The sequence below is a fragment of the Peptostreptococcus anaerobius VPI 4330 = DSM 2949 genome, from assembly GCF_000381525.1.
In the GTDB taxonomy this organism is placed as follows: domain Bacteria; phylum Bacillota; class Clostridia; order Peptostreptococcales; family Peptostreptococcaceae; genus Peptostreptococcus; species Peptostreptococcus anaerobius.
The window spans coordinates 14,923-41,037 of the sequence record NZ_KB906608.1; the positions used below are offsets into that span (position 1 = coordinate 14,923).

Annotated in this window: 11 protein-coding genes; 10 read left to right on the plus strand and 1 reads right to left on the minus strand. The window is 34.4% G+C overall.

Translation table 11 applies throughout. The features are described 5' to 3' along the window. A complete protein-coding gene (locus F823_RS0102195; protein WP_002842496.1) occupies window positions 1-696 on the plus strand; it encodes a metallophosphoesterase in 696 nt (231 codons plus the stop codon). Continuing rightward, complete coding sequence (locus F823_RS0102200) at window positions 693-1,256, plus strand: 5' nucleotidase, NT5C type (protein ID WP_019595332.1); 564 nt, start codon at window positions 693-695, stop codon at window positions 1,254-1,256. Before F823_RS0102195 ends, F823_RS0102200 begins: the two co-directional genes overlap by 4 nt. Window positions 1,257-1,348: 92 nt before the next feature. On the opposite strand, the gene fba is transcribed toward F823_RS0102200, so the two are convergent. Continuing rightward, entirely contained in the window at window positions 1,349-2,272 is a 924-nt protein-coding gene (gene fba / locus F823_RS0102205) for a class II fructose-1,6-bisphosphate aldolase (protein ID WP_002845023.1), read from the minus strand. A 254-nt stretch (window positions 2,273-2,526) separates the two neighbouring features. On the opposite strand from fba, the gene F823_RS0102210 reads away from it, so the two are divergent. From F823_RS0102210 to F823_RS0102245, 8 genes are all read left to right on the plus strand, one after another. Beyond that, window positions 2,527-3,684, plus strand: a complete 1,158-nt coding sequence (locus tag F823_RS0102210) for an MGDG synthase family glycosyltransferase (protein WP_002842537.1) — start codon at window positions 2,527-2,529, stop codon at window positions 3,682-3,684. A gap of 126 nt (window positions 3,685-3,810) precedes the next feature. Next, the gene (locus F823_RS0102215) at window positions 3,811-4,500 is read left to right on the plus strand and encodes a polysaccharide deacetylase family protein (protein WP_002845020.1); all 690 of its coding nucleotides are present in this window, start codon (window positions 3,811-3,813) and stop codon (window positions 4,498-4,500) included. Between the two features lie 11 nt (window positions 4,501-4,511). Further along, entirely contained in the window at window positions 4,512-5,546 is a 1,035-nt protein-coding gene (locus tag F823_RS0102220; protein ID WP_002845019.1) for a lysylphosphatidylglycerol synthase transmembrane domain-containing protein, read from the plus strand. A 466-nt stretch (window positions 5,547-6,012) separates the two neighbouring features. After that, a complete protein-coding gene (locus F823_RS0102225) occupies window positions 6,013-11,166 on the plus strand; it encodes a cell wall-binding repeat-containing protein (RefSeq protein ID WP_019595333.1) in 5,154 nt (1,717 codons plus the stop codon). A 393-nt stretch (window positions 11,167-11,559) separates the two neighbouring features. Next, the gene (locus F823_RS0102230; RefSeq protein ID WP_002845012.1) at window positions 11,560-14,304 is read left to right on the plus strand and encodes a hypothetical protein; all 2,745 of its coding nucleotides are present in this window, start codon (window positions 11,560-11,562) and stop codon (window positions 14,302-14,304) included. Between the two features lie 22 nt (window positions 14,305-14,326). Continuing rightward, window positions 14,327-15,028, plus strand: a complete 702-nt coding sequence (locus F823_RS0102235) for a hypothetical protein (RefSeq protein ID WP_002843576.1) — start codon at window positions 14,327-14,329, stop codon at window positions 15,026-15,028. Window positions 15,029-15,105: 77 nt separating this feature from the next. Further along, on the plus strand, window positions 15,106-20,229 hold the full coding sequence (locus F823_RS0102240; protein WP_019595334.1) for a cell wall-binding repeat-containing protein: 5,124 nt from the start codon (window positions 15,106-15,108) through the stop codon (window positions 20,227-20,229). A gap of 301 nt (window positions 20,230-20,530) precedes the next feature. Further along, window positions 20,531-26,071: a cell wall-binding repeat-containing protein gene (locus F823_RS0102245; protein WP_019595335.1), complete on the plus strand. Its 5,541-nt coding sequence runs from the start codon at window positions 20,531-20,533 to the stop codon at window positions 26,069-26,071. Window positions 26,072-26,115 lie beyond the last annotated feature (44 nt).

Genomic DNA, 26,115 nt, shown 5'->3' on the forward strand with positions numbered 1-26,115 from the left:
ATGAAGTTGTTTGCTATAGGTGATCTTCATATGTCCAGTGCGATTGACAAGCCTATGAATGTTTTTGGAGATAACTGGGATAGGCATGAAGAGAAGATATTTGATGATTGGACTACTAGAGTTAGGGATGAAGATACAGTATTAGTTGTAGGTGACATATCTTGGGCTTCAAAAATAAATGATGCCAAGATGGACCTAGACAAGATAGAAGAAATGCCAGGTAGAAAGATATTTATAAGAGGCAACCACGACTACTGGTGGACTACGGCCTCAGCCTTAAATAAGTTATGTGGTGATTCTATGATATTTATGAATACAAACTATGAGACCTATGGAGATTATGCTATCTGTGGTACTAGGGGATGGCTTTGTCCTAATGACTTTAAGTTTGACGAAAGGGATGAGAAGATATACAAGAGAGAGGCTAATAGGCTAAGGATAAGTCTTGAAGCTGCAAAAAAAGATGGCTATGAGAAATTTATAGTCATACTTCACTACCCACCTACTAATGACAGGTTTGAGAATTCACTTTTTAAGGATATAATAGATGAATATAAGCCAGACCACGTAATATATGGTCACTTGCATGGTCAAGATAGTTTTGATGGTGGCTTGCTAGGAAAACATGGTGATAGTATGTACCACCTAGTTTCATGCGATTTTTTAGATTTCAAGTTAAAGGAGATAAATATATGAATCAAATAAAGTGTGTTTGTATAGATATTGATGGTACCCTTACAGACCCTTATTTTTTCATACCAATACTAAATGAGATAACAGGTAAGAATCTTACAAAAGATGACTATACATCTATTAATTGGTTGGATACATATGGACCAGACTATAGTGAAATGTACAAGACCTTTGATGATGAGTACAGTTATGTATATAAGACCTCAACTATAGTTGAAGGGGCTAAGAATGTAATTGAGAATTTGAAAGCGAGGGGCATAGAGATATATTATGTTACAGCTAGGAGCAAGTCCATACATGATATAACAGCACAGTGGATAGCAGATCAAGGCTTAGACCCTAATAGGGTACATTCCCTAGGTGGAAACCATGGTAAGGTTGAAACAGCTAAAGAATTAGGCTGTGATGTTTTTATTGAAGATGACCCTAACAATGCCAAAAATTTGGCAGAAGCAGGGTATAAAGTTATCTTGATGGATACTAACTATAATAAGGGAGTGTCTGGAAACAATATCATTAGAGTAAATGGCTGGTATCAAGTAAAAGATATAATAATTAATTAAATAAAAAAAGAACTCCAGCCTAGGCTGGAGTCTTTTTTAAGTATCAAAACTTATAAGGTTTTCAATTTAATCTTATCAGAATTCTGGATTTCTTATAAAGAATCTTTTGATCCTAGAACTACGTCAATCTTTCCTTCTACTGTAGCCTTGATTGCTTCTTTACCTGCACCAATGTACTTTCTTGGGTCGAATACTGAAGGATTTTCAGCTAAGAACTTTCTTATAGCTGCTGTCATAGCAAGTCTTAGGTCTGTATCCATATTGATCTTGCATACTGCCATTGAAGAAGCCTTTCTTAGCATATCCACTGGAACACCCTTAGCACCAGCTATGTCACCACCGAACTTGTTGCATGTAGCAACTGATTCTGGATCAACAGCAGAAGCACCGTGAAGTACGATTGGGAAGTTTGGTAGCTTGCCCTGGATTTCTTCAAGTATGTCGAATCTTAAGTTAGCTTCGCCCTTGAACTTGAAAGCACCATGAGAAGTACCTATAGCTATAGCTAGAGAGTCTACACCAGTTCTGTTAACGAAATCAACTGCCTGATCTGGTTCTGTATACTTGTGAACGTCTGAAGAAACTTCATCTTCAACACCTGCAAGAACACCTAGTTCAGCTTCAACTGATACATTGTGCTGGTGAGCGTACTCAACTACCTGCTTAGTTATAGCAACATTTTCTTCATAGTCTAGGTGAGAACCGTCAATCATAACTGAAGTGAATCCTGCATCTATACACTTTTTAGCTACTTCAAAGCTTGGACCGTGATCTAGGTGTAGAGCACAGTCAACTCCGATTTCTTCAGAAGCTGCCTTTACCATAGCTACTAGAGTATCCATACCAGCATAGCTGATAGCTGACTTAGAAGCCTGAATAATTACAGCTGAATTTCTAGACTTACAAGCCTCTAGAACTGCCTGTAACTGTTCTAAGTCACTGATATTGAAGGCCCCTATAGAATATCCACCCTCATACGCTTTTTTAAACATCTCTTTAGTATTAACTAATGCCATAATTTCCTCCTTATAAACTTTTAAAACTTACCCATCATGAATATTATACCAAAAAAAATAGCTTGAGACACATATTTTTGGATTTTTGTGATAGTAATATTATAAATATTAAGCTATATGTCAAGTAAAAAAATATAACTTAAAGAAAATTTAAGAAAATACAGCGGTCCTTTTTTAGTTTTATTGTGTATAATATGTTAAGGAACTAAGGTAATATGTGTTTGATTGTGAAGTGTGAGGAAAGGAGAAGGATGATGAAAATATTAATTTTAACAGCCAAGTATGGTATGGGACACGTCTCTGCAGCCAATTCAATTAAAGAAGAAATAGAAAAATTCCATCCTGGAGCTCAGGTTGAGATTGTTGATTTTTATGAGTACTCTATGCCTTTCCTAGCTAAATATATGTATAAGGCCTTCAAGGCTATAGTTAAATACACTCAGTCATTTTATATCAAGTTTTATGAACAAAATGACAGGGAAAAAACAACTACTGATATAATCACCAAAAAATTTGCTTGTATGACATCTCAAATTATAAGCGAAGAAAAACCAGATATGATTATATCTACTTTCCCTATAATATCTCAGGGAGTAGGCTACTACAAGGAAGTGTATGGAGGCGATATACATCTTGTTACCGTAATAACTGATGTTAGTAGTCACTACGAGTGGTTGAATCCTTACACTGATGCTTATTTGGTTGCAAGTCATCAATTAAAAGAAAAGATAGTTGAAAAGGGTATTGACGAAGATAAGGTCCATGTATTCGGTATCCCTGTGTCCAACAAGTTTAAGAAAATAAGGATTAATAAGGCGCGTAAGCTATACTCCAAAAAATCTGACAAGTTGGCAGTATTGGGTGAGTACAAGAAAAAGAAAGAATTACTTATAATAGGTGGTGGATTGGGTATTTTACCTGATGAAGACACTTTTTATGATAAATTAAACAGGATAGATAATTTACATACAACTTTGGTTGTGGGCAACAATGAAAACCTATATAACTTGATAAATGGTAGGTATGAGAATATTGAAGTACTAGGATTTACTGATAGGGTACCTGAGCTTATGGAAAAGGCTGATTGTGTAATGACAAAGCCAGGCGGAATAACCGTTTTTGAAGCTATTTACTCTATGACACCTATTATATCATTTGATACAAAACTACCTAATGAACTCAAAAATCAGGACTTTATTGTAGACGAGGACTTTGGTATAGTCCTACATACAGGTGCTAGTGGATGTTTGGACATGGTAGAGAGGTTTGTCAATAATACAAAGAGACTAGATAGGATTAGAAATTCAATGTTCAATTATGTTAATGGTCTGGAGAGAAACTACTTCTATAAGGAGCTATACATAAATGGGGATTTTGGTGTCCAGCCTAATAAGAAAGTTAAAAATATGTAGAGTATATATAAAAGTTGCCTCTAAATTTTAGAGGCTTCTTTATTTATATGGGGATATCTGCTAGAGTATATGTAGCGGGAGTATTTTATTTATTGGTTGGAAATTTTTAAAAGTTAGAGGTGAAATATGATTGTTTTAAAGATATTATTGGGACTGTTGGCGGTATTTTTTGTACATTCAATTGTCCCGACCTATTACAACAAGCTATTTAATAAAAGGGTTGTAAAGGAAGTAGACGGTGATAAGAATATAATGCTTACCTTTGATGATGGACCTGATAGAAGGTATATATATGACTTGATGGATCTCTTGGATAGGCATGATGTCAAGGCTATATTTTTTATGGTAGGAGAAAATGCAGAAAAAAACAAGGACATTGTCAAGGAATTAGTAGATAGAGGACATAGGGTAGGTATGCATTCATGGCAACATAAAAACGCCATGCTTTATTCCTACTTTTATACCAAAAAAGATTTTGAAAACTCAATAAGGATAATGAAGGAATTAAACTTAAATACAAGACTATATAGGCCACCGTGGGGGCATGTAAATATATTTTCCAATTATTTTGCTAATAAATACGGCATGAGACTAATATATTGGAATGTTATGGCAGAGGATTGGAAGGCGTCTAGTAGTCCTAAAATGATACATAGAAAGCTCTTAGATAGGGTGAAAAGTCATAGTATAATATGCCTTCATGATGCCGGTGAAAATTCTGGCGGGGCCCCTGGTGCTCCTATCAATATGATGGGTGGACTGGACTTGGCAATTAGAGATTTGAAGGACTTGGGCTACAAGTTTAAGATAGATTAATAGGAGAGTGTATGGAAGGTTTACAGGACAAGAAAAAACAATTTATGGGGATTGGCTTTATAGTCGTGCTTATGTGTGTGACAATAGGATATATACTCAAGGGTGAGTCTCCCCAGAAAGTAATAAACACAATTTTGAGTATCAAACCAGTATATATAATAGGGACAATAGCTTTGATGGTTTTCTATATACTATGTGAGGGTTTAAATATATGGATAACTCTAAAGGCTCTGAAGATTAAGACAAAGATGATAGACTGCTTTGGCTATGGTTTTGTCGGATTTTATTTTTCTGGTATTACTCCGTCAGCATCAGGTGGACAGCCAGCCCAAGTATATTTTATGAATAGGGGCAAGATACCAGTTTCTATATCTTCACTTAGTTTGATGATTCTTCTATTCGCCCATCAGTTGGTAATAGTAGTATTTGGTATAATAGGTCTTTTTTCAAAGATGGATTATGCGGTTACCTTTAAAAGCGGCATGAACTTGCTACTCTTATATGGTTTTTTATCCAATACATTTATATTGTTGGGTATACTGATGCTTGTAATAGCTCCAAAGACAGTATTCAAAATTGTAAACTTCTTTGGTAGGTTGTTATACAAGGTAAAAATCATAAAGAACAAGGAAAAAATAAGAAAAAAAATTGCTAGGTCGCTTGAAGAATATGAAGATGGTGCCATATATATGAGGGAAAATCCAAGGGTAATAGTCTATGTTGTCTTGGTGAGTCTCTTACAGGTATTTGCATTTTTCGCAATACCCTATGTAATATATAAGGGGATGGGGCTTAATGGGTACAATCTAGGAGACTTGGTATTTGCCCAAGCGGTTCTTAATATAGCTGTTTCTTCACTGCCACTACCAGGTGCTGTAGGAGCGAGTGAATCAATATTTGTAAATATGTTTAAGACATTTTTTGGATCCAAGCTAGTGATACCTGGAATGTTGCTTACGAGAATAGCTAATTTTTATTTTGCACTGATATTAAGTGGTTTGATATCTGTTATAATATATATTAAGAGTATAAAGAATAGTGTTTAATATATTTATATAGATTAGTTTTATATTGAGTTTACGAAAATTTTTGCAAGCTAGCCTTTTATTTTTGCTTAGCCGATAAGTTATTAAAAAATAAATATCTGATTATAAATAAATACGGCTCTTCGCAAAATAGCGTTGGTCACAATTAAATCATTACTTATGCGACAGCATCATATTAAATTTTTGTGATGCTGTCGATTTTTATCTTCTCTCTTAATAATAACCTATTTCTTATATTTTTGTACTTCTAACTCCGAAGAAAATTTTAGTATACGTCTTGCGGTGAAGAAAATGAATCATACTCTATAGCTAAAAATAGTTAAAAAATATCTAATAATATTGAATATTATTTGTACTAGACTTGATATACTTATAGTATACAATGCTAAATAATAATTAAAATCAGAATGGTTATGATATTTATTCTATTTAATGATATAGAATAATAATTTTTATGGAGGTATTTATGACTTATAAAAAAAGATGTAGAAACAAGAGCAGTAAAGTGGCATCTTTGACTCTATCTATGATAATGTTAGGTTCTGCAAGTTCTCCAGCTATTAAAATTTTGGGGGAAGAATATGGAAGGATACATGCTGAAGAAAGTATCAAAGATGATTCTTCGACAAATTTAAAGATAGGATATAGTGATGAAAAAGGAGAAGTAGAAAAGGGGGGTACTAAATCTGATTTTGTAGATGATGAGTCTGCCTATAAGAAAAAAATGACTGTTTTTTCTGATAAGGCTAGGGACAGATCATATGCAACATACGTTTTTGGTATGAAACCAGTGATTGTCAATAAAGAGGACAATAAAAATGAGGATGAAAATGGTGTAGGAATTGAATTATATTCGGTAGATATGGATCGAAGTGAGAGGGATTATAAAAATAAGGTATTTACAAGAATTGATAAGATAATTGTTGATGGTCAGGTTATTGATTACAAGGGCAGTAAAATAGATATAAATGAGGATGTGGATGGATATGGATATTATGAATTAGATGCTAGATTCGAATTGAGAAAAAATACATACTCAGAGGGACAGAATAATGTTCTAAGAACCCTTACTATAAAAGATAATTCGCTTTATTATGCCTATAAGGCAGTAGAAGAAAAAAAAGGTAATCATAAATTTGCCATCGTATTTGCGGATGGGTCAGTTCTAAGGTATATGACAGGTGATAAAAAGCCTGATAATATTACTCTAGCTGATTATTATAAAAACGCTGTAAAATCAGTTGTTGGAAATGGATCTTCAATTGAAGTTAACTTGCTTGGTTTTGATGAAAAGGGCGATGAAGCTGAACAAGTTCACAAGGCCCTTGTCTATGATTTTGTACCCCACATAAATGGAATATCTATAAATGGTCATAGTCTAGATATGGATATATTTGTCATGAATGCCGGTGGTAAAGACTTGATGAGCATTCCAGATTCTGATGATAAGGAAGTAGTTGAGAATTGGAATTTTGAAGTTGGGAAAAAGAATACGGTAGTATTTAGCCTAGATGACGGTTCTGAGATTACCTGGACTGGTGAAGTGGGTGAAAAGATTGAGCCTAGCATACCAAATGATGACGCGAAAGAATTAGAGGGGCTAGAAACAATAGATGTTGGAGACATTGAATCAGCACCAGATGGACAATATACAATTGGATTTGAGGCTAGGTATGCTGATGGTAGAAAAGGTACGTCTATGCTTCAGGGATTCTTCGACAGGAATATTATGATAGAAAAGAAGGGCGGCAAGTTAAAGGCAAAATTTTTAAACTTATTTTTTGCGAATGGTCTGCTTGATTTTAGAATTAAAAATACAGATGGTACTTGGCCGGAAATGTCTAAAAAGGATCCAATTGGCAATAGTGGTGAACAGGCATACTTTACAATGGACATAAAAGATCTTAAGGAAGTTCATGAGGGGGCCGTTTTAGTAAGTTATATGGGTGGTAAATTAGACGACCTGGGTAAGATGGATGAAAAATATACAAAGGTAAAGATTATATTTAAGAAAGAAGCCCACAAGGGTTGGAAGAATTTCCATGAAGTGTACGATTTGGAAAATAAAAAAGCCATGTCTAAGGATATACTTAGACAGAGATTGATAAGGTCTGGGCTTGATACAAATTCTGATGGGAAAATTTCGAGTGAAGAATTGACTAATGCACCGGCAACAGTTGACCTTACTTGGAAGGGTGGTGTTTTAGAACCTCAGTTTAACAAGATATATGATATAGATATACTGAAAGATTTGGGAGCAAATGTTAAGGTTATCAGGCTTAATTCTAATGGTTTGACTTCTTTACCTAAAGGTATATTTGATAAGGCAGTAAACTTGGAAGAAGTATGGTTGAATGGAAATAAAATTTCTAATATACCTAAAGACATTTTCAAGAATAACACTAAACTAAAGAAGGTTAGCTTAGCATCTAACCCTGTGACAATGCTAGATGAAGGCTTATTTGCCAATAATCATGACCTAGAACTTATAGATTTAGAAAATACTATGATTAGTGAAGTTAAACCCAATACATTTAAAAATCTTAAAAAGCTGACTGACCTAAAATTAGGAACAAATAACCTATCAATATTGGATGATAATATATTTAGTGACAACAAGGCCCTTGTAAATTTGGAGATAAACAATAATGCACTTACGTCAATACCAAGTTCTTTAAGAGGTGCTAGCAGACTTGAAAAATTGATATTATCACAAAATAGACTAACAAGTTTACCGGAATTTTTGAGTGGGTTTGATTCCCTGAAGAATGTAGATTTAAGTTTTAATAAAGTTAGTAATGTCAGCAAATCAATATGGGATAGTTTTGCTAAAAAAGAAGGACTTAGGATAGATTTGACCCATAATGACTTGACTAGTCTACCAGATATATCAGAGCCTAAGTATGAATCACTAAATGTTGCGTATAATCTTCTACCGTCAGAAATATCTACAAAGTATGAAAATCTGAAAGTGAATAAGAGTGTAAAAAATGGATATTATGCACAGAGGACGCCAGTTAAATATAAGCTTGAGGCTAAAAATGGTAAAATAACATTCAACCAGACTAGCGAATTGGGTATAGTAGACTTATACAACTGGGAAAACTATGTTGTGTATAAAAATGAAGACCTATTTACAGAAGCAAAGTACAAGGAAAGAAGAGAAAGTGATATAGGTCAGACCCTAAAAAATCAAGGGACAGATTTTAAGGTTGTCACTAGGATAGAAGAGGTAAAGGGAGATATAACTAAGACTGTATACGAAAAGGAATCTATCAACAAGGTTGATGAAAAAACAGATACAGGAAGCGATAAGAGGATGAAAAACAATGGCAAGTATAGGTTGACTAAGCAGTTCTTTATCATGATAAACGGAGAATGGATTAAGATGGTAGAGTTGACTAAAGACACAATTGCCATTGTGGATGCTAACTTCAAACCAGAAGGAAAGGAATCAGAAAACTCACAGAATAGTAACAAGGAATTAAAGTATACACTTCCTGTAAGATTGGTAAAATTCAGAGAAGAATCTAGTCCATCAATGGGCGCCAATGCCATGAACGATACTATAGAAGTAGTAGAGACTAGAGATGGTATAAAGATGACTCTTGGATTCCATGCCATGGATTTAGAATTGGCAGGTAAGCAGAGAAGGGGTCACTTGTACAAGATGGCAGTCTACGATAGTGTAGATGATGCGGCAGGAAAAGACTACGAAATAGTAGATACTCTGGAAGAGTATGTTGATTCAGGAAGAAAATTCCCAGGTAAAGTGACTTTTACTAGATACAAAAGAGGCGAAAAAAAAATCGGTATCAGAGTATGGGTGGACGCGATGGATGATATTGCTAGAGAAACTGGAAATACAGGTGACGCATCTCAGCCTGCCGTTTTAATCGTTGATTGGTCAAAGGCACCAAAAGAATCTGTAGTAGATAAGGATGCTAAGGAAAAATCAGAAAGAAGAAAAGATTCATCAGAAGACCTTCTAGCATCAAAAACTCTTTTGAACAACAGTTTATCTATAGCCAATAAGCTGATGGATGCGGGTGTTATAGAGGGTAGAAGTAAGGACTTACTTGAAAAGGCTATACAAAAGGCCAATGAAGCATTAAAGTCAAATAATAGGATGAGTATAGCCACTGCTAATGAAATAATCCTGTTTGCTATAGATAACATCAAAAAGGAATCAGGCTTACCAGGTGGTGTAGATAATTCAAAAGTATTGGATATTAAACAATTAGACCAAGATATGGCAAAGGAGATAGGCAAGGGGGCTAAGTTATATTCAGTACCGGTTAAGTTATGGCATGCCTACGACAATAAGGCGTCTATGGGGGATGGTTCCTTGATAAAGAAGGCTGTCGTAAGCGAGAAGGATGGAAAATATACATATTATGTAGATTTCAAGGGAATGGAATTTATGGGAATGCATGGTCACCTGTGGGGACTAGGCATATATGAATCAGGTCCGAATTCTAGTGTTGTACCAGCCAAGGTAGAAAAAGAAGTTGAAGACAAGGATCTAAATGGAAGCATGAGGAAGTTCCCATCTAGATATTCATTTGTAAAATCTACCAAGGAAAATGAAGTGTATGCAGAAGTAAACGTAGATGCTATGGACTCTATGTCCAGCAATGCAAAATCATATGATGCTATTGTAAAGGGCAGTGGTAAGCAAAAAGCTAAGTTTATGTTCGATTGGTCAAATGCCAAGGAATTTAAAGAGGGAGTACAGGGGGCGTCTAGTCCTAGGCTGGCAGGAACAGACAGGTACGAAACTTCTACAAAAATTTCTCAGAAATACTTTGATAGGGCTGACACAGTTGTTCTAGCTAGTGGATTTAAGAATGCGGACGCTCTAGTATCAGCATCACTTGCTAGTGTAAATCAGGGACCGATTTTATTGACAAGGGACTCCTCTGTTCCAGCTAGTACCAAGGCTGAAATAACTAGATTAGGAGCAAAGAGGGTGATTTTAGCAGGTGGAACTAGTTCAATAGGATATAAAGTCGAAGAAGAATTGAAATCGATGGGTCTAAGTATTGAGAGAAAAGCAGGTGCAAACAGGTATGCAACAGCTGCTAGTATTGGACAACTTGTAAAGGATAAATCAGGTTCAAATAAGGTAATACTAATAAATGGAGAGAAGGATGCAGATGCCTTAACAGTATCATCTTTAGCTACTGAGGCTGGAATTCCAGTCCTAATGACCAGGTCAGGAGTGCTAGATGCAAATGCTAGAGCGAAGATAAACCAGTGGAAACCGGATGAAGTAATTGTAGTTGGTGGAAGAGGTTCTATTTCAGATAGAGTTCTAAATCAAATAAATGCAAAATCTAAGATAAGGGTAGCCGGTGCGAATAGGTTTGAAACATCACTTGTCATAGCCAATAAGGTATATCCTAATGCTGAAACTATATTTATAGCCAATGGAAGGAATTCCGTAGATGCACTATCTGCGGGAGCTGTTACAGGAATAGCTAAAGCACCAATAGTACTAGTGGAAAAAGATAATGTCAATTCAAGTGTAATTGGCAAGTTGAAGTCTACTAAGGGTTTGATTATACTTGGTGGAGAAAGTACTGTTAGTTCAAAAGCTATAGATAGTATAAAATAGCCAATAAACAATATTATAAATTATAAAAAATAAGGCAAGAGATAGCTTCCCCTTCTCTTGTCTTATTTTTATATCAGTAGTGGTCATAGAATACTTTCCTATAAATAGATTAGTATTATGAAAATTTATTTTGAATAGTTAAATCAATACTCAAAAATAATTAATATAATGCTATTGTAAGCGTAGAATAGCGAGGTATATTAAGATAGTGTAAAATAAGTATGGAGTTTTTGAAATAAAAAAATAGAGATTACAACCTCTTGTATTAAAATATATTTGACCAAAAAATAAAAAAAGTAGAAGCAATTTATAGAAATTTATGATATAATGGAATTAAAATTGATTATCATTAGTAAAAAGCAGTCTATTTTTAGTTGAAAGAGGTGATATAAAATGGTTTTTCGTAAGGCTAGTACAAGAGTTTTGAAAAAAACAGCTTGTTTGACACTAGCACTTGCAATGTTGGCAGGACCTTGGATAATCCCACCAACAAAGGCTATCAATATGTCAAACGATGTTGCTAATTTGGTGGTTTCTGAAATTGGTACGTCAGGATATTCCTTAAAAAGAATGATTGAACCACAGGCCAAGCTGTACAAGACAGCAGATGGTATGAATTTAGAAATCTACTATTTTTCAAAATATAATTATTACAGATCGACAGGTCAATTGGAAGAATCAGGGATTGATAATATTCAGATAACAAGAACAGCTGAATATAAAAATCCTGAAAATCTTCAATCGGCAGTAGTCGAGAGTGGAAATGCAGGTGGCATCAACTATGAATTGAGGAAGATAAATCTAAAATTAGCTTCTATGACTTCCAAAGTATACTTATGGAGTGAGAGTAAAGGTAATGTCAAAGGTTGCATAATATCAATTAAGGATACAATCAATTCAGAAGATACACTAGAAAATCCAGACATATTATTTACAGCACAGACAAGAATTTTTCCTATGAATGCTGAAGAGTCAAATCTTCCATATGTAATGAATATAAACGGAAGAAAACTTAGTCCTTACGACTCAAGAGAGTTAGGTAAATTTATGCAGAGTGAAACAAAGGGAATAAATTTAAGATTTAGAAAGCCTAATTTTGGTGTAAGTAAGGGAGAGAAACTGAGGTTTACTCTAGATGGTAGCGAGCCAAATTCAAATTCTATGGAGGCAGAACACTTGTCTTTCAGAGGGTATGGTTTGCCTACTATCTATGAAAACGTAAATATCAAACCGGAGGATGTAAAAAAATATGTAGGTAAAAATGGTGGAAATCTAACCTTGAAAGTAAAATACTTTGATGAAAACAATAAAGCTATGCTATCAACAAAATCATATACAATACCTTATGGTAAAAGAGGTGTATACAAGGTAGAAAATTCATATTCTGAAGGGGGTTGGTTTAGTAGTCAAACATGGAATTTTTCGCTTACAGACTCAAATAGCGCAATACCATATGACAGTGCAATAAATATAAGTAATGGCAATGACAATGCTTGTTCGAATGCCATGTATGATATAGGCATATCGAACTATAAGGCATTTGATGTTCAGCTAAGAGAAGGTGATCAGAGCTATAAACCTTTGAGCAGACAAAGTTTCCCAGAGTATATTCAGCAGTTGGCTGTTGATGGCTACAGTGATGCAAACGATATAGCTGTATACACGATACAAAATTCAAAGGCAAAATTATTGCCAGCAATGTTGACAAATGCCGGTTTAGTAAAGATAGATACAAATCTATCGTATGCAAAGTACATAATAGTTCCAAATGGAAGAAGTAAGGCAAAGCAAATTGCGCTAAGAGATGCTAATAATTTAAAGGTGCAGGCACAAGATATACTAGATGGGGATGCCGGACTAAAGGATATAAGTTATGCTACAAAATTAAGAAACGGTATCTTATCAGTAGACAATAAGATTGAAAAGATAAACAAGAAGTATGATGATTATGTCTTCAAACTGGAAAGAGCAAATCTTGAGTTAGAAAATTCAATAAGGGCCTTTAATGAAGCTCCTCAACTTACGGTAGCAGAATTAAAGGATAGGTTGAATATAGTCATAGAGAATGCAGACAAGGAAGAACTATATCAATCAAAGAGCAAGACTTCTGTAGAAGCCTTGAAGGCTGAACTTGCTAGGGCTAAGGAGATAGTAAAGACTTCAAACGATCCTAGTCAGATAGTAGAAGAAATAGAAGCCCTAAACACAGCCCTTAAAAATCTAGTTCCGGCAGGCAAGTACTACAAGGTACCGCTACAGGCCTTAAAGGAAAAGAATAATAAGCCTTCAATGGCTGCCGGTGTATTCCAAAATATGGCAATAGTCAAAAATACTGATGGAAAGTCTAGGATAACGATTGGACTAAAAGAAATGAAAGTTGGAGACAAGTTTGCTCATCTCGAAAAGTTGTTTGTATATCCTAATATGTCATCAAATGCAGAAGCAAAAGAAGCAAATATTGATGAAACAATGCAGGCAGTAGGCTATGATGGCGTAAAAGCCATATTCCCTAAGGTAATCAGCATAGACAGAGACAGTACAAATGAAGAATACATACTAGTACAGGTGGAAAACGATGCTATGGGAACGAGTAGACCGTTTTTGAGATTGAGGCTTGACTATGCGAATGCTCAAGAGGTAGATGGTGGTCAACCATATGACAATGGTGGCTCAAATCCTCAGCCACAGCCGGGACAAGATTGGAAGGTAGAACCAATACTTCCAGAAGAGAATGAAGAAGTAATAAAAGAGGTAAATGTAAATTTGATGCAGTTTGATGATGATGAAGAACCATCAATGGCCTCGCCAGCAGTAGTAAATCAAGGTCAAGTTGTAAAGAGAAATGGGGAATATTATGTAAAGTTATCTTTTAGAGAAACAGAAATATATGGCTTGCCAGCATATGTAAAATATGTATGGTACTTTGAAAATAACAATCCAACAGATCAAGCATCAAAAAGAAGTGTTAGAATTCTAGATGCATATAATGCAAATACACCAAGTGTAAGTGGGCAAATGATTAAAACATTTGAGATACCACTAAAGGATCCAAATCAGAGACAGGTATATGCTCAGTTTTCAGTACCTTCAATGGGTGAATATATCCCAACAGCTCAGTATATATTTACTGATAAATAATTTTTAAAAGGAGAGTAGAGAGATGAAATTAAAAAAACTTACAAAGAAAGCATTATTAGGAGTGTTAGTTGCAGGATTTATCATGAGTGTAAGCACACTAGCAAAGGCATATGACGCTAAAATAGTGAAGCAGCTCAATACTACTGTCACTTACAGTGATGGAAATGATGCTAGCAGTGAAAATCTTGGAAAGGAAGTAAAGGTTACAATATACCCTAATGATAGCAATATAAATACTAAAATTCACTCTATGGCAAATGTCCTTGTGGATAAGGTCTATATAAGTGGAACAGAAGGAAATGAAAAGTTGAGAATAACATTTAAGGAGGTTGTATTTAAACCTGTAGCAAATGTTGGTGAATTGCCATCATATATAGACAGGATAGTCTACTCTACAGAATTTAAGCCTATAAAAATAAAAGATGGGACTAAATACAAGACACCGATTGCAGATGCTACGAAAATATCAATGTATAATGTAAGTGACTCTAGCCAGTTTGCTAGCTATGTGAACTATAATGGGACACATATAGATGATGTTACAGGGCTGGATACCTTTGGATACAAGGGTATAAAAGAAAGAACAGTAGAAATACCAGTAAAGACTGTAACTGATAAGTTCAATCATACATACAAGCGTTGTTATCTTGCATTTGAAGTACCTGCTATGTATCAGGCTATCAAACCAAATGTAAAAAAGAATGCTGTTTTGGTGGTTGAGTAAGGCATAAATAAAAATATGTGATAAGGAGGTAGTGTCATATAGAATGGGAATTTCCCATTCTATATGATCTAATTTATATGAGAAAAATAAAAGAAAAAATAGTATCAATTTTGTTAGCCTTATCTATTATTTTCAATGTATCACCTATGGTACTAGCAGAAAAAAATAAGGCAGTCGATGATACTGCTATAATTAAGCAAATAAATTCTGTCGAGCCGATAGTATCTGGTTGCAACATAATTGCTAATCAAGGAGAACTTATAGAAAAGTTTGATAAGCTATTAGAGGGTACTTATCAAGAGGACACCTTTGACAAAATAGGTAGGGAGGATTTTTACTTTAACAGCAGAATGCTTTTGGGTGTAAATTTTAGCGTACATAAGTATGTAAAACTTAAAAAAATTGATGAAAATAAAACTGAAATAAGCCTAAGGTTTAATACTATTTTAGGAAAGTCAAAACTGGGATATTCTAATGCTGTTTTAATGGATGGCAATAATGAAATACAGCCAAGTAAAAAGCATATGGCAGATGCATACGCATACAAAACTATACCAAAAACTGGTGAAGATGGAAAGCCGATTGTAGAACCAGGAACTGCATCAAAAGATGGTGAAAAATTTAAGGTCATTGATCAAGCTACATACACCATCGACAAGCCTATCGATCAAATAAAAGATTTAAAACTTAAGTTTGAAATAAGCAGTACAGATGAAATAAAAAATATGTACAATGACGCATTAGAAAATGGTAATGATAGTACAGAAAAATTGAAAAAATTATTTGAAAAAGAAGCAAAACTAGGTATTTTGCATCTTCTTTATGGAACTGAAGTAAGTAAACTTACTGCTGAAAAAAAGAAAGAAAAGAGTGGGGCTCTAACTGAAGAAGAAAAAAAAGAAATAAATAGAACGGCGTACGACAAAGCCTATAAAGAACTTAAAAATAAAACAAATGAAGAAATCGAAAAAGAAATAAATAATGAGGCGGTTAAGAGAAGTAACCGTAATGGTGGTCTAGAAAATTATGGCTTTATTAAGGATGATAATAAATTGCACATTCTATATGACTATAAGCTAGATAGCTCTTGGAAAATGGATGAAAAAACATTTAATACACCTGAAAAGGTAAAGGATGTAGTATTAGGTTTGATTAACTATGGTAATTCAATTGATACAGTTACAGAGGAACTTTATGATAACGCAAAGGCAGATCAGAGCGCAGAAGATGTTACAGATTCTCTAGACAATGCACTTGAGTTCTCTATGGCTGATTCACATGGTACTGGTCAAGGTGGATGCTTTATAAGGTGTGGTCAAGTAATAAAAAGAGGCGACAAATACTTTCTAAAGGTGAAGGCAGATAAATACTTTACTGCTTCCGGTTTAAATGGTGCATTGAATTTTGTAGGGTCAGAGAGTAACATAAGTTCTGCCGATCTTCCTTATGTAGGGTGTCTGGCTTCTACAATAGCTAGAAAAAAATATGTAAATTCTAATAAAGTAAAGGAAGACATACTAAATGATGGCTATAGTGTCTATACTTGTTTTGAGGGGCTTGTCTACGATGAGATTGAGTTTGAACTACTACCTTTAAAGGATGGAGTAGTGTGCGAAAATCCTATCATATATGATAAGGATTGCAAGAGATGGGCAATAGCACTATCGGTATGCGTAGATGCAATGGGAGACTACACTCCTATGTGTCACATTTATATGTCAGATATGGATAATTTCGAGGGTTTTAACTATAGAAATTATATGATATATGACAATTTTAGAAGGAATTTGTACAAAAATTTCGATGTTCAACATGGAGATAAGCTAGATAAATTTAAAAAGAATACAGATATTTTTACAGGTGAAAGCATAAACAATATTTTAAAATTAGATGAGATGAAATTATATCGTCAAACATTTCCAGCTCAAAGCTATGAAGAAACAGAAAAATTGATGAAGGCTTGCAAGGAAAAAATAAAAGAAACCTTAAAAAGAAAAGATGGTAAGCCTGTTACTGATCAAGATATAGCATTTATGGACTACAATATGGATAAAGTAAAAGCATATCCAGAAGAATCGCCATTTGAACCAATTGATGCTAATATGTCAAATTCCACAACAGAGTTATCTGGCGAAGAACCACAAGAGGAAGAGGCAAGTGTAGATTCAGTAACAATCAAGGATAAAGACATTCAAATAGAAAAAGGAAAAAGCTACAGGCTTGAAGCAGATGTAGCAGGAAAGAACCTAAAAGTAGAAGATAAAAAGGTAGACTGGAATTTAGTAGGAAGTTATGATAAGGATACTACTATAGACAAAGATGGAAACCTTAAAGTATCAAAGAGTGAAGAGGCAGAAAAAATAAAGGTAAAGGCTACATCAAAGAAGGATTCTTCAAAATCAGATCAGGTAGATCTTGTTATCAAGAAATCTACTGTAATACCGACACCAAGTAAAGATTTGACAAAATATGACGAGAATAATAACAATGTAGCTGCAAAACCTATCTATGAAGAGATAGACTCCGCATATGAAATACCAGTAAGCCTAATAAATCATGTGGACAAAAATAGACCATCAATGGCAGAAGATGCTCTTATTAATGATAAGAAGATGATTGTTACAGAAAAGGGTGGTATCAAAAAGGCATATCTAGTTTTTGATAAGAGAACTGTACTTGGAGGAATAGAGGGAAGACTAACAAAACTATTCTCTCTTAAGGATAACAAGATTGAAAGTAAAAATAAAAACGACATTCTTTGTGATATACTATCATATAAAAAAGGTAAGCAACTAGGACAGGGCTCAGAAAAACTATTCCCTCATGTATTCAGTCTAGCATATACAGATTTTAAGGAGGGGGAAAATACCATCTATCTGAGAGTAAATGTGGATGCAATGGATACTGCTGGAGAAGGCTCAGGACAAAAAATTGTTGATTTAAAATTTAATACTAATAGCAAACAAGATTTAACTATAGATAGTTTAAAAAAGAAGTTTGAAAAATTCAACCATCCTAAGCATATGAAGATAGTATCAAAGGACAAGAAGACTTTTGTAAGCCTAGCCAATGTAGACGACAATGCCAAGTTAAATGTAGGCATATCTACTTCTAAGGATAATGAAAAACTAAAAGAGGTAAGTGAAAAAATTAAGAATCTTGCTGAATTAAAGGATAAGGAAATTTCAAAACTAATCCATACTTCTATACCAAAGGATACAAGTATAGGAAGTGAACCTATATTTACTTATCAAGTAGATTGCAAGGACTTAAAGAATCCTAAGCCATACTTTGTAGATGGAAACAAGTTAGAAAATATTCAGGGGGCTAGAATAGTTGGAAATACTCTTATATTTGGTCTTTCAAAGTTAGGTGATGCAATAATCACATCAGATGCAAAATCACCAAACCCACCAGAACCAAACCCACCAGCACCAGACCCTCAAAATCCTGCCAAAGTAAAATCAGTTAAGATTGAACAAGAAAACATTAAAGCAAAAGCAGGAAAAACATATAAGCTAACTGCCAAGGTGGAGGGTGAAAGTTTGTCTGATGAAGACAAGGCTGTAGACTGGAGTATATCTGGAAATGAACTTACAGCAACAAGTATCGACAAAAACGGAAATCTAAGTATATCAGCAAAAGAAAGCTCTACTAGGCTAAAGGTAAAGGCTACATCAAAGAAGGATCCTTCAAAATCAGACGAAGTTTCAGTTTCTATAGACAAGGTTGAGGAAGCTGACAAGGATTTAGCTTATTATGAAGTGCCGGTAAGATTAATGCATGTAGGTAAAACAGAATATGCTGACAATACACCATCTATGGGTGATAATGCCATAATAAAGACTGCTATTGTAAAGGTTGAAAAAGGCAAGCCAACGTATCAAATCAAATTCAAAGGCTTAGATTTTATGAATTTACACGGTCATGTGACAAAGTTGTTTGTATTTGATGAAAAAGTGACAAAGGGGTCAAATATGACGCCAGACTCAAATGGTAAAAAAACTGAAATGAAGGTATTAAAGCACATTGAAGATGAGTCTTTGATTAAAGGTTTAAGGAAAAAGTTCCCAGAAATATTTGAATTTTCGAGAGGTGAAAAAGAAGATGAAATATATGTAAGAGTAAATGTAGATGCTATGGATTCACTTTCATCAGTTGGTAAAAGTGGTAAGCTGGGTGACATTCATTCATATGATGAAATCAAGCAGGGAGCTGGTGCACAGTCTGCAATACTAAGATTCGATTGGAGCAAGGCAAGGAAGACTGATAAATCAAACTTTATTGGAAGCAAGGATGATAAAGATGAAAAAGTAGAAGTGAAGGGTAGATTATCTGGTTATGATAGATATGAAACATCTGTTGAAATATCTAAAGCGTACTTTAAAAAGGCTGATAAAGTTGTTTTGGCTAGTGGAATGAATGATGCAGATGCATTAGTAGCCGCTTCCTATGCTGATTTATCAAAGTCACCAATCTTACTAACTAAGATTAAAGACCTACCTAGTAAAACATTATCAGAAATTGAAAGATTAAATGCCAGTGAGGTTGTTATAGTAGGAGGAAAGGCTTCTGTTTCTTCTTCTGTTGAGAAAAAGCTAAAGGAGAAGGGATTGGCTGTAAGTAGAGTTTCTGGAAGTGATAGATATGCTACTTCTATAGATTTGGCGAAAAAAGTGGTAAAGAATAGTAGTTGTGGCAAGTTAGTGCTTATAAATGGACGTAAAAATGCAGATGCTCTTACTGTTTCATCTTTGGCTACAAGTGAATCACTACCGGTTGTCATGACAGATGGAAACAATGTTTCAAAATCTGTTAAGAAATTTGTGAAAGATAACGATATAAATGAAGTAATAATCGTTGGTGGTAATTCATCTATGAACGCTAGGATGATGAAACAGTTAGACGTAAAAACTAGGAGGATTGCAGGAAAAGATAGATTTGAAACTGCTATAAAGATAGCTGATGAAGTTTATCCGTATTTAGAAAAGGTAATACTAGCAAATGGATATAACTCAATAGATGCTCTTTCTGCAGGCGCAATAACTAACATTGCAAAAGCACCTATTATTCTTATAAATAAAAATAGTATACCATCAAGTGTGAAGTCTAGACTTAAAGATTTGGATGAGGATGGAATTATAGTAGTTGGTGGTAAAAATACTATTACTAATAGCGTGTACAACAAATTAATAAACTAAATCGAATGGAAGAGACTCAGGTGGTGCTATATGTACTGACTTGGGTCTTTTTTATATCAGTAGTGGTCATAGAATACTTTCCTATAAATAGATTAGTATTATGAAAAATTTATTTTGAATAGTTAAATCAATACCCAAAAATAATTAATATAATACTAATGATAATTAATATCGCATACTTGAAATAATGTTATACTAATCACAGTGAAAAGATATTGAGTATCAATGGTTGTTGTGAATGAAATTAAAAAAATTGAATGGTGCAATGACTATTAAATGTTTAAATTTAAGGGAGGTTAAAATGACTTATAGTAAAAAGCATAGAAAAGGTAAAAAAATAGTTGCTATAGCTATGTCTATGGCTATGTTAGGAACAAGTACTATACCTTACATAAATGAAGGGGGATTTTTAAGTGGAGTATCATACGCTGAGACATCAGAATCTGAAGAAAATATTTGGCAGCATATAACTGTAATGCCACCACAGTATAGCCCTGAGTATAAATTTAATTTTGATCAAGATTTTGATAAAAAAAAGGCTAATGAAATAATAAAAAAGATTAAATATGTATTTATAAATGGGGATAAATACTCAATTAAAGAATTTGAAACAATAGACAGTCCATACTATGGTATTACTTTACAAAGTAAGACTGATAAGGCAGATAAGCATAAGGAATCATATAAAAAAGTGAATGATGCTAATTCAGCTAAGTATGCATTTGAGTTAACCAATGGTAAAACACACAAACTTTCATATAAGGTTGTGAAGAATGCAGGTGGCGAGAGTGATGTAACACCAGAATATAGTATAACTAAATCGTCTACTGGTGTTGTGGATTCAGATACGGAAGAACCAACTTTACCAAAGCCAGATGTAGATGATAAGGTGATACCAGAGGATCATTTAGAAACTAAAACATATGTGTGGAAAAAGACATCTAAAAATGGTGGAGAGTATGAAGCTGTTACGTGTGGTTTTTCATATTATATAAAAAATAGAGAAGTTGTATTAAAAGACTATATGGAAAATTTAAGTTCAATAGTTATTAATGGAACAGAATTTCCTATTAGCGAGTTTATAACTGATAGATTTGGTGGTATATATAGTTCTGAGGAGTATGCAAGTAAGCATGTTGAAAAATGGGACAGGGATACAAATAGAAATACCATAATTATAAAGTTAAAGGATGGTAGATACGGTACGTGGAAATCTCCGGCTCAAAAGGCTTTTGAAAGTAGTAACGGAGAAAAGAAAGAAAATCCTGGGAATACAACAGATAAGGGTAATGAACAGACTGGTGAAGCAATAAATACAAATACAAGCAAGAATTTTAAGAACCTTAAGATAGAGAATATATCTGTTGATAAAGAAAAACAAGTCTATCAAATACATTTATCTGGATATTCCCAAATAGGAGAAGAATTTGGGGATGTTAAAGACACTAATACTTTTTGGTTATATCACATGCAGACACTTTTGAAGAGTGTGGAGATAGATGGATATACAATTCCATATTCATATAAGGAAAATAGAAGGGTTGCATACAGTGGTGAAAAGGCTTTATTGACTGTTCAAGATCCTCATTTGAGTGGTTTTACAAATAAAAATGCACATAGGGTTGTTTTGAAATTCCATTCTGCTAAGGTTGGCAATTACGTAACGGCAGATAAATCAAAAGAAGATGGTAAGATAGTATTCCAGCAGAAAGGCTACATAGCCCCTAAGGAAGGTGAAGCTGAAGAAGCTGCTAGAAACTACGGAAAGAATAAAAAAACTGAGGAAGAAAAGAGGGTGGCGAAATACACTACTTCAGAAAATATACCAGATGGGACATATACAATCGGATTTAATGCCCTGCTTGCAGATGGAAGAGAAGGAACTTCAATGTTGGAAGGTTTCTTTGACAAAAATGTGAAGCTGGTAGTAGAAAATGGAAAGATGAAGATAACTATGTTAAATACACTGTTTGCTGATGTATTATATGATTTTCAGATTCAAAGTGGTGGAAAGTGGCCAGGCAAATCCGAAAAGAAGTTCTGTGGAGAGGCAAATGCAAATAATGTGAAAGACCACGCAGAATTTACCATGAATATAAGTGATTTAAATAAGGAACATATAGGTGGAGTACTAGTTGGACCTATGGGTGGCCAGAAAAGTGATATAGGTCAGACAGATAAGTACACTAGGGTAAAGATAGTTTTTAAACCGGAAGTGTATGAAGGCTGGACTGGCTATGATGAACCTAAGGCTATTGCAAAAAAGAAGGAGTCAAGTAAAAAGGCTCTACAAGATAGGCTAAAGGCATCTGGAGTAATAGATACAAATGGGGATGGAACTATTGACGGAAATGAGATAAAAAGCTTCTCTGGAGAACTTAAATTATCTAGAGGTCTAGGTGAGGAAGTAGACAGGGGTGCTATATATGATATTAGTCTATTGGCAGGTAATATAGGACCTGGTGTTACAAGTATTGAACTTGGTGGAAACCATATCGAGTCTATACCAAAAGATTTATTGAAGGGTGCTACTGGACTTAAGAAATTTTATATAGGTGGAAATGCAGTTAAGTTTATTCCATCAGGGTTATTTGATGATTGTAAGGAATTAGAAGAAGTAAAATTAAATTCCAATGTAATAGGAAAACTTCCAAGCGGCATATTTGACAAGAATACAAAGTTGAAAACTTTAGAATTGAGTAAGATTTGGTTGACTGAACTTCCAAGAGGTGTTTTTGACAAGTTGGGCAACTTAGAATCAATAGATCTTAGTGAAAACAATATAAGAGAATTTGATAATGATGTGTTCAAAAATAATAGTAAAATTAAGTTCATGAATTTAAGTCAAAATAAGCTTGAAAAAATGCCAGATAGTATTTCAAAAGCGTCTTCGCTTGAAAATTTATCTGCTTACAATAATAAGTTGACTAAACTTCCTGACAATTTTGGTGAACTTAATAATGTTAAGACTCTAAGACTATCTAATAATATGATAGAAAGTATAGATAATAAGGTTTGGTCAAAGCTGGCTTCAAAGGATGATGCTATAATAGACCTACATAATAATATGCTTACTTCTATACCAGAGAGTATTCTTAGAAACAAGAAAAAGAGAAAGCTAGAGTTAGCATATAATATGATGGACGAAGATATAAAAATATCAAATCCAGAAGAATTAGGTATAAGCGCTAACCTAGAAAATGGTTACTTCCCACAGAAGAAGGCTTATTCAGTAAGGGCTAGGGCTAATAATAATAAGATATCTGTATCTGCGGGTGATATCAGTATGGTTGACATGGCATATTGGAAGAGACCTGTAAAGAATGGTGAACGCATTCCACAAACTAAGAGGGAATATATAGAAAAGAGAGACCTGTTAGCAGGAGCAGACCTTAAAGAGTACCTTGTCAATAAGGAAAATGGTCCAAGATGGAACTGGAAGGTTGTAACAAAAGTAGAGAAGATAAAGTTCAATATACCTACATTTATTGGTGAAGCTACTATGTCTAATGAATTGGATAAGAAAGTAGAAATCAAAGATCCAAGCATGAGGAATGGAGATAAGTATAGGGTTACAAAAACACTGTATCTTTCAAGATCATCCGCTGATAGAGATACCTATGAATTTGAGGTTTCATCTGATGTAGTTGCTAGTGTAGATAACAATAATGATAATGGAAATAGTACAGATGAAAATAGGGTGTTAGAATATAGCCTACCTGTTAAGCTTGTGAAGTATGGCCAGGAAGACCAAGCATCTATGGGTGCTGATGCCATGAAAAGCATGGCAAAGGTAGTGGAATCTAGGGATGGTGTTAAAATAAGTCTTAAATTCCAACCAAAAGAGATGTTATTTGGTGGTGTAAAGATGAGAGGACATCTATACAAATTTGCTACTTACAATAGCTTGGATGATATAAGAAACCATGGAAGGTATACAGAAGCTAATAGAGTGGAAACATCTGATTATACTGATGGTGGAAAAACATTCCCAGGAGAAGTAGAATTCGTAAGAGACTCTAGAGGAGAAGAAAAAATTGGTGTAAGAGTATGGGTTGATGCTATGGATGAAGTAGCCAAAAAGGCCAATCCTAATGCTGATGCATCACAGCCAGCAGTCTTATTAATAGATTGGTCAAAAGCACCTAAAGACAGTCCTATAGACAAGAATAAGTTAAGTGGTACACAGGGCAAGGAAGAAGGGATACTTTCTTCAAAGGCAGTACTAAAGAATAACATTGAGATAGGTGAAAAGCTTATAAAGGCTGGTGTGATTGAGGGTAGAAGTAGAGAAATGTTAGAAAAGGCTTTAGCGAGGGCCAAGGACTCTATTAATACAAATGACAGGGTGAAAATATCAATTGCTAATGAGGTTGTTCTATTTGCTATAGATAACATCAAAAAGGAATCAGGCTTATCTGAACTTAATGGCCCATCACAGCAGACAGATATAAATAAGATAGACAAGGATATAGCAAATAAGGAAATCAAGAATGGAGCTAAGTTATATTCAGTGCCAGTTAAAATGTGGCATGCTTTTGACAATAAGGCTTCAATGGGTAATGCTTCACTTGAAAAAACTGCTATTGTAAGTGAAAAAGATGGAAAATACACTTACTATGTTGATTTTAAGGGAATGGAATTCATGGGAATGCATGGACACCTTTGGGGACTAAGTGTATATGATTCTGATTCAAATTCATCGCTTAAAGAGGCAAAGGTTGAAAAGGAAACAGAAGACAAGGACTTAAACGGAAATATGAGAAAGTTTCCTTCAAGATATTCTTTTATAAGAGATAAAAAGGAAAAAGAAATATTTACTGAGGTGAATGTAGATGCCATGGACTCTATATCAAGTAATGCAAAATCATATGATGCTATTGTAAAGGGCAGTGGCAAGCAAAAAGCTAAGTTGATATTTGATTGGTCTCAGGCAAAGGAATATAAAAAACTTACAGGTAATGACGTAATAAAAAGATTAGCTGGAAATGACAGATATGAGACAGCTACAAAGATATCTCAGAAGTTCTTTAATAAGGCAGACACAGTAATCCTTGCTAGTGGAACTAAAAATGCAGATGCCCTAGTATCAGCTTCATTTGCTAGTACAAACGAGGCGCCTATACTACTTACAGAAAAGGCAAATGTACCAGCTAGTGTAAAGGCAGAGATAACAAGATTGGGTGCCAAGAAGGTAATCTTGTCTGGTGGACTAAGCTCTATGTCTGGAGCAGTTGAAAGCCAGCTTAGGTCTATGGGACTAAGTGTAGAAAGAGTTGCAGGCAAAAACAGGTTTGAAACAGCAGCAATGGTTGCTCAGAGGGTAAAGAACAAGTCCAACTCAAACAAGGTAATCCTAATAAACGGCGAAAAGGATGCAGATGCTCTAACAGTATCTTCACTAGCAACACAGGCTGGAGTACCAGTACTTATGACAAGAGCAAACTCATTAGATCCAAATGCAAAGGCTAAAATAAATGAATGGAAGCCAGAAGAAGTAATAGTAGTTGGAGGAAATTCTTCAATAAGTGAAGGCGTAATGAGACAGATAAATGCCAAGTCTAAGGTAAGGATATATGGAAGAACTAGGTTTGATACAGCACTTGCAATAGCAAATAAGGCATATCCAGATACAAAGACAATATTTGTATCTAATGGCTACAATGCTGTAGATTCATTATCTGCAGGAGCAGTAACAGGTCTAGCCAAGGCACCGATTATACTAGCAGAAAAGAATAAGGTACCTGCTAGTGTAGTAGAAAAGCTAAAAGGTAATAAGGATTTAATTATATTAGGTGGAAACAACACAATAGATGCTAATATAGAAAATAGTATTAAATAAGCAAGTAATAAAATCCCAATAAAAAATATTATACAGGCAGGGCA

Bases quoted from the DNA above. Each gene is read 5' to 3' on its own strand.
- F823_RS0102195 (WP_002842496.1), top strand. From the start codon at position 1: ATGAAGTTGTTTGCTATAGGTGATCTTCATATGTCCAGTGCGATTGAC.
- F823_RS0102225 (WP_019595333.1), top strand. From the start codon at position 6,013: ATGACTTATAAAAAAAGATGTAGAAACAAGAGCAGTAAAGTGGCATCT.
- F823_RS0102210 (WP_002842537.1), top strand. From the start codon at position 2,527: ATGAAAATATTAATTTTAACAGCCAAGTATGGTATGGGACACGTCTCT.
- F823_RS0102240 (WP_019595334.1), top strand. From the start codon at position 15,106: ATGAGAAAAATAAAAGAAAAAATAGTATCAATTTTGTTAGCCTTATCT.
- F823_RS0102220 (WP_002845019.1), top strand. From the start codon at position 4,512: ATGGAAGGTTTACAGGACAAGAAAAAACAATTTATGGGGATTGGCTTT.
- F823_RS0102200 (WP_019595332.1), top strand. From the start codon at position 693: ATGAATCAAATAAAGTGTGTTTGTATAGATATTGATGGTACCCTTACA.
- F823_RS0102235 (WP_002843576.1), top strand. From the start codon at position 14,327: ATGAAATTAAAAAAACTTACAAAGAAAGCATTATTAGGAGTGTTAGTT.
- F823_RS0102215 (WP_002845020.1), top strand. From the start codon at position 3,811: ATGATTGTTTTAAAGATATTATTGGGACTGTTGGCGGTATTTTTTGTA.
- F823_RS0102245 (WP_019595335.1), top strand. From the start codon at position 20,531: ATGACTTATAGTAAAAAGCATAGAAAAGGTAAAAAAATAGTTGCTATA.
- fba (WP_002845023.1), bottom strand. From the start codon at position 2,272: ATGGCATTAGTTAATACTAAAGAGATGTTTAAAAAAGCGTATGAGGGT.
- F823_RS0102230 (WP_002845012.1), top strand. From the start codon at position 11,560: ATGGTTTTTCGTAAGGCTAGTACAAGAGTTTTGAAAAAAACAGCTTGT.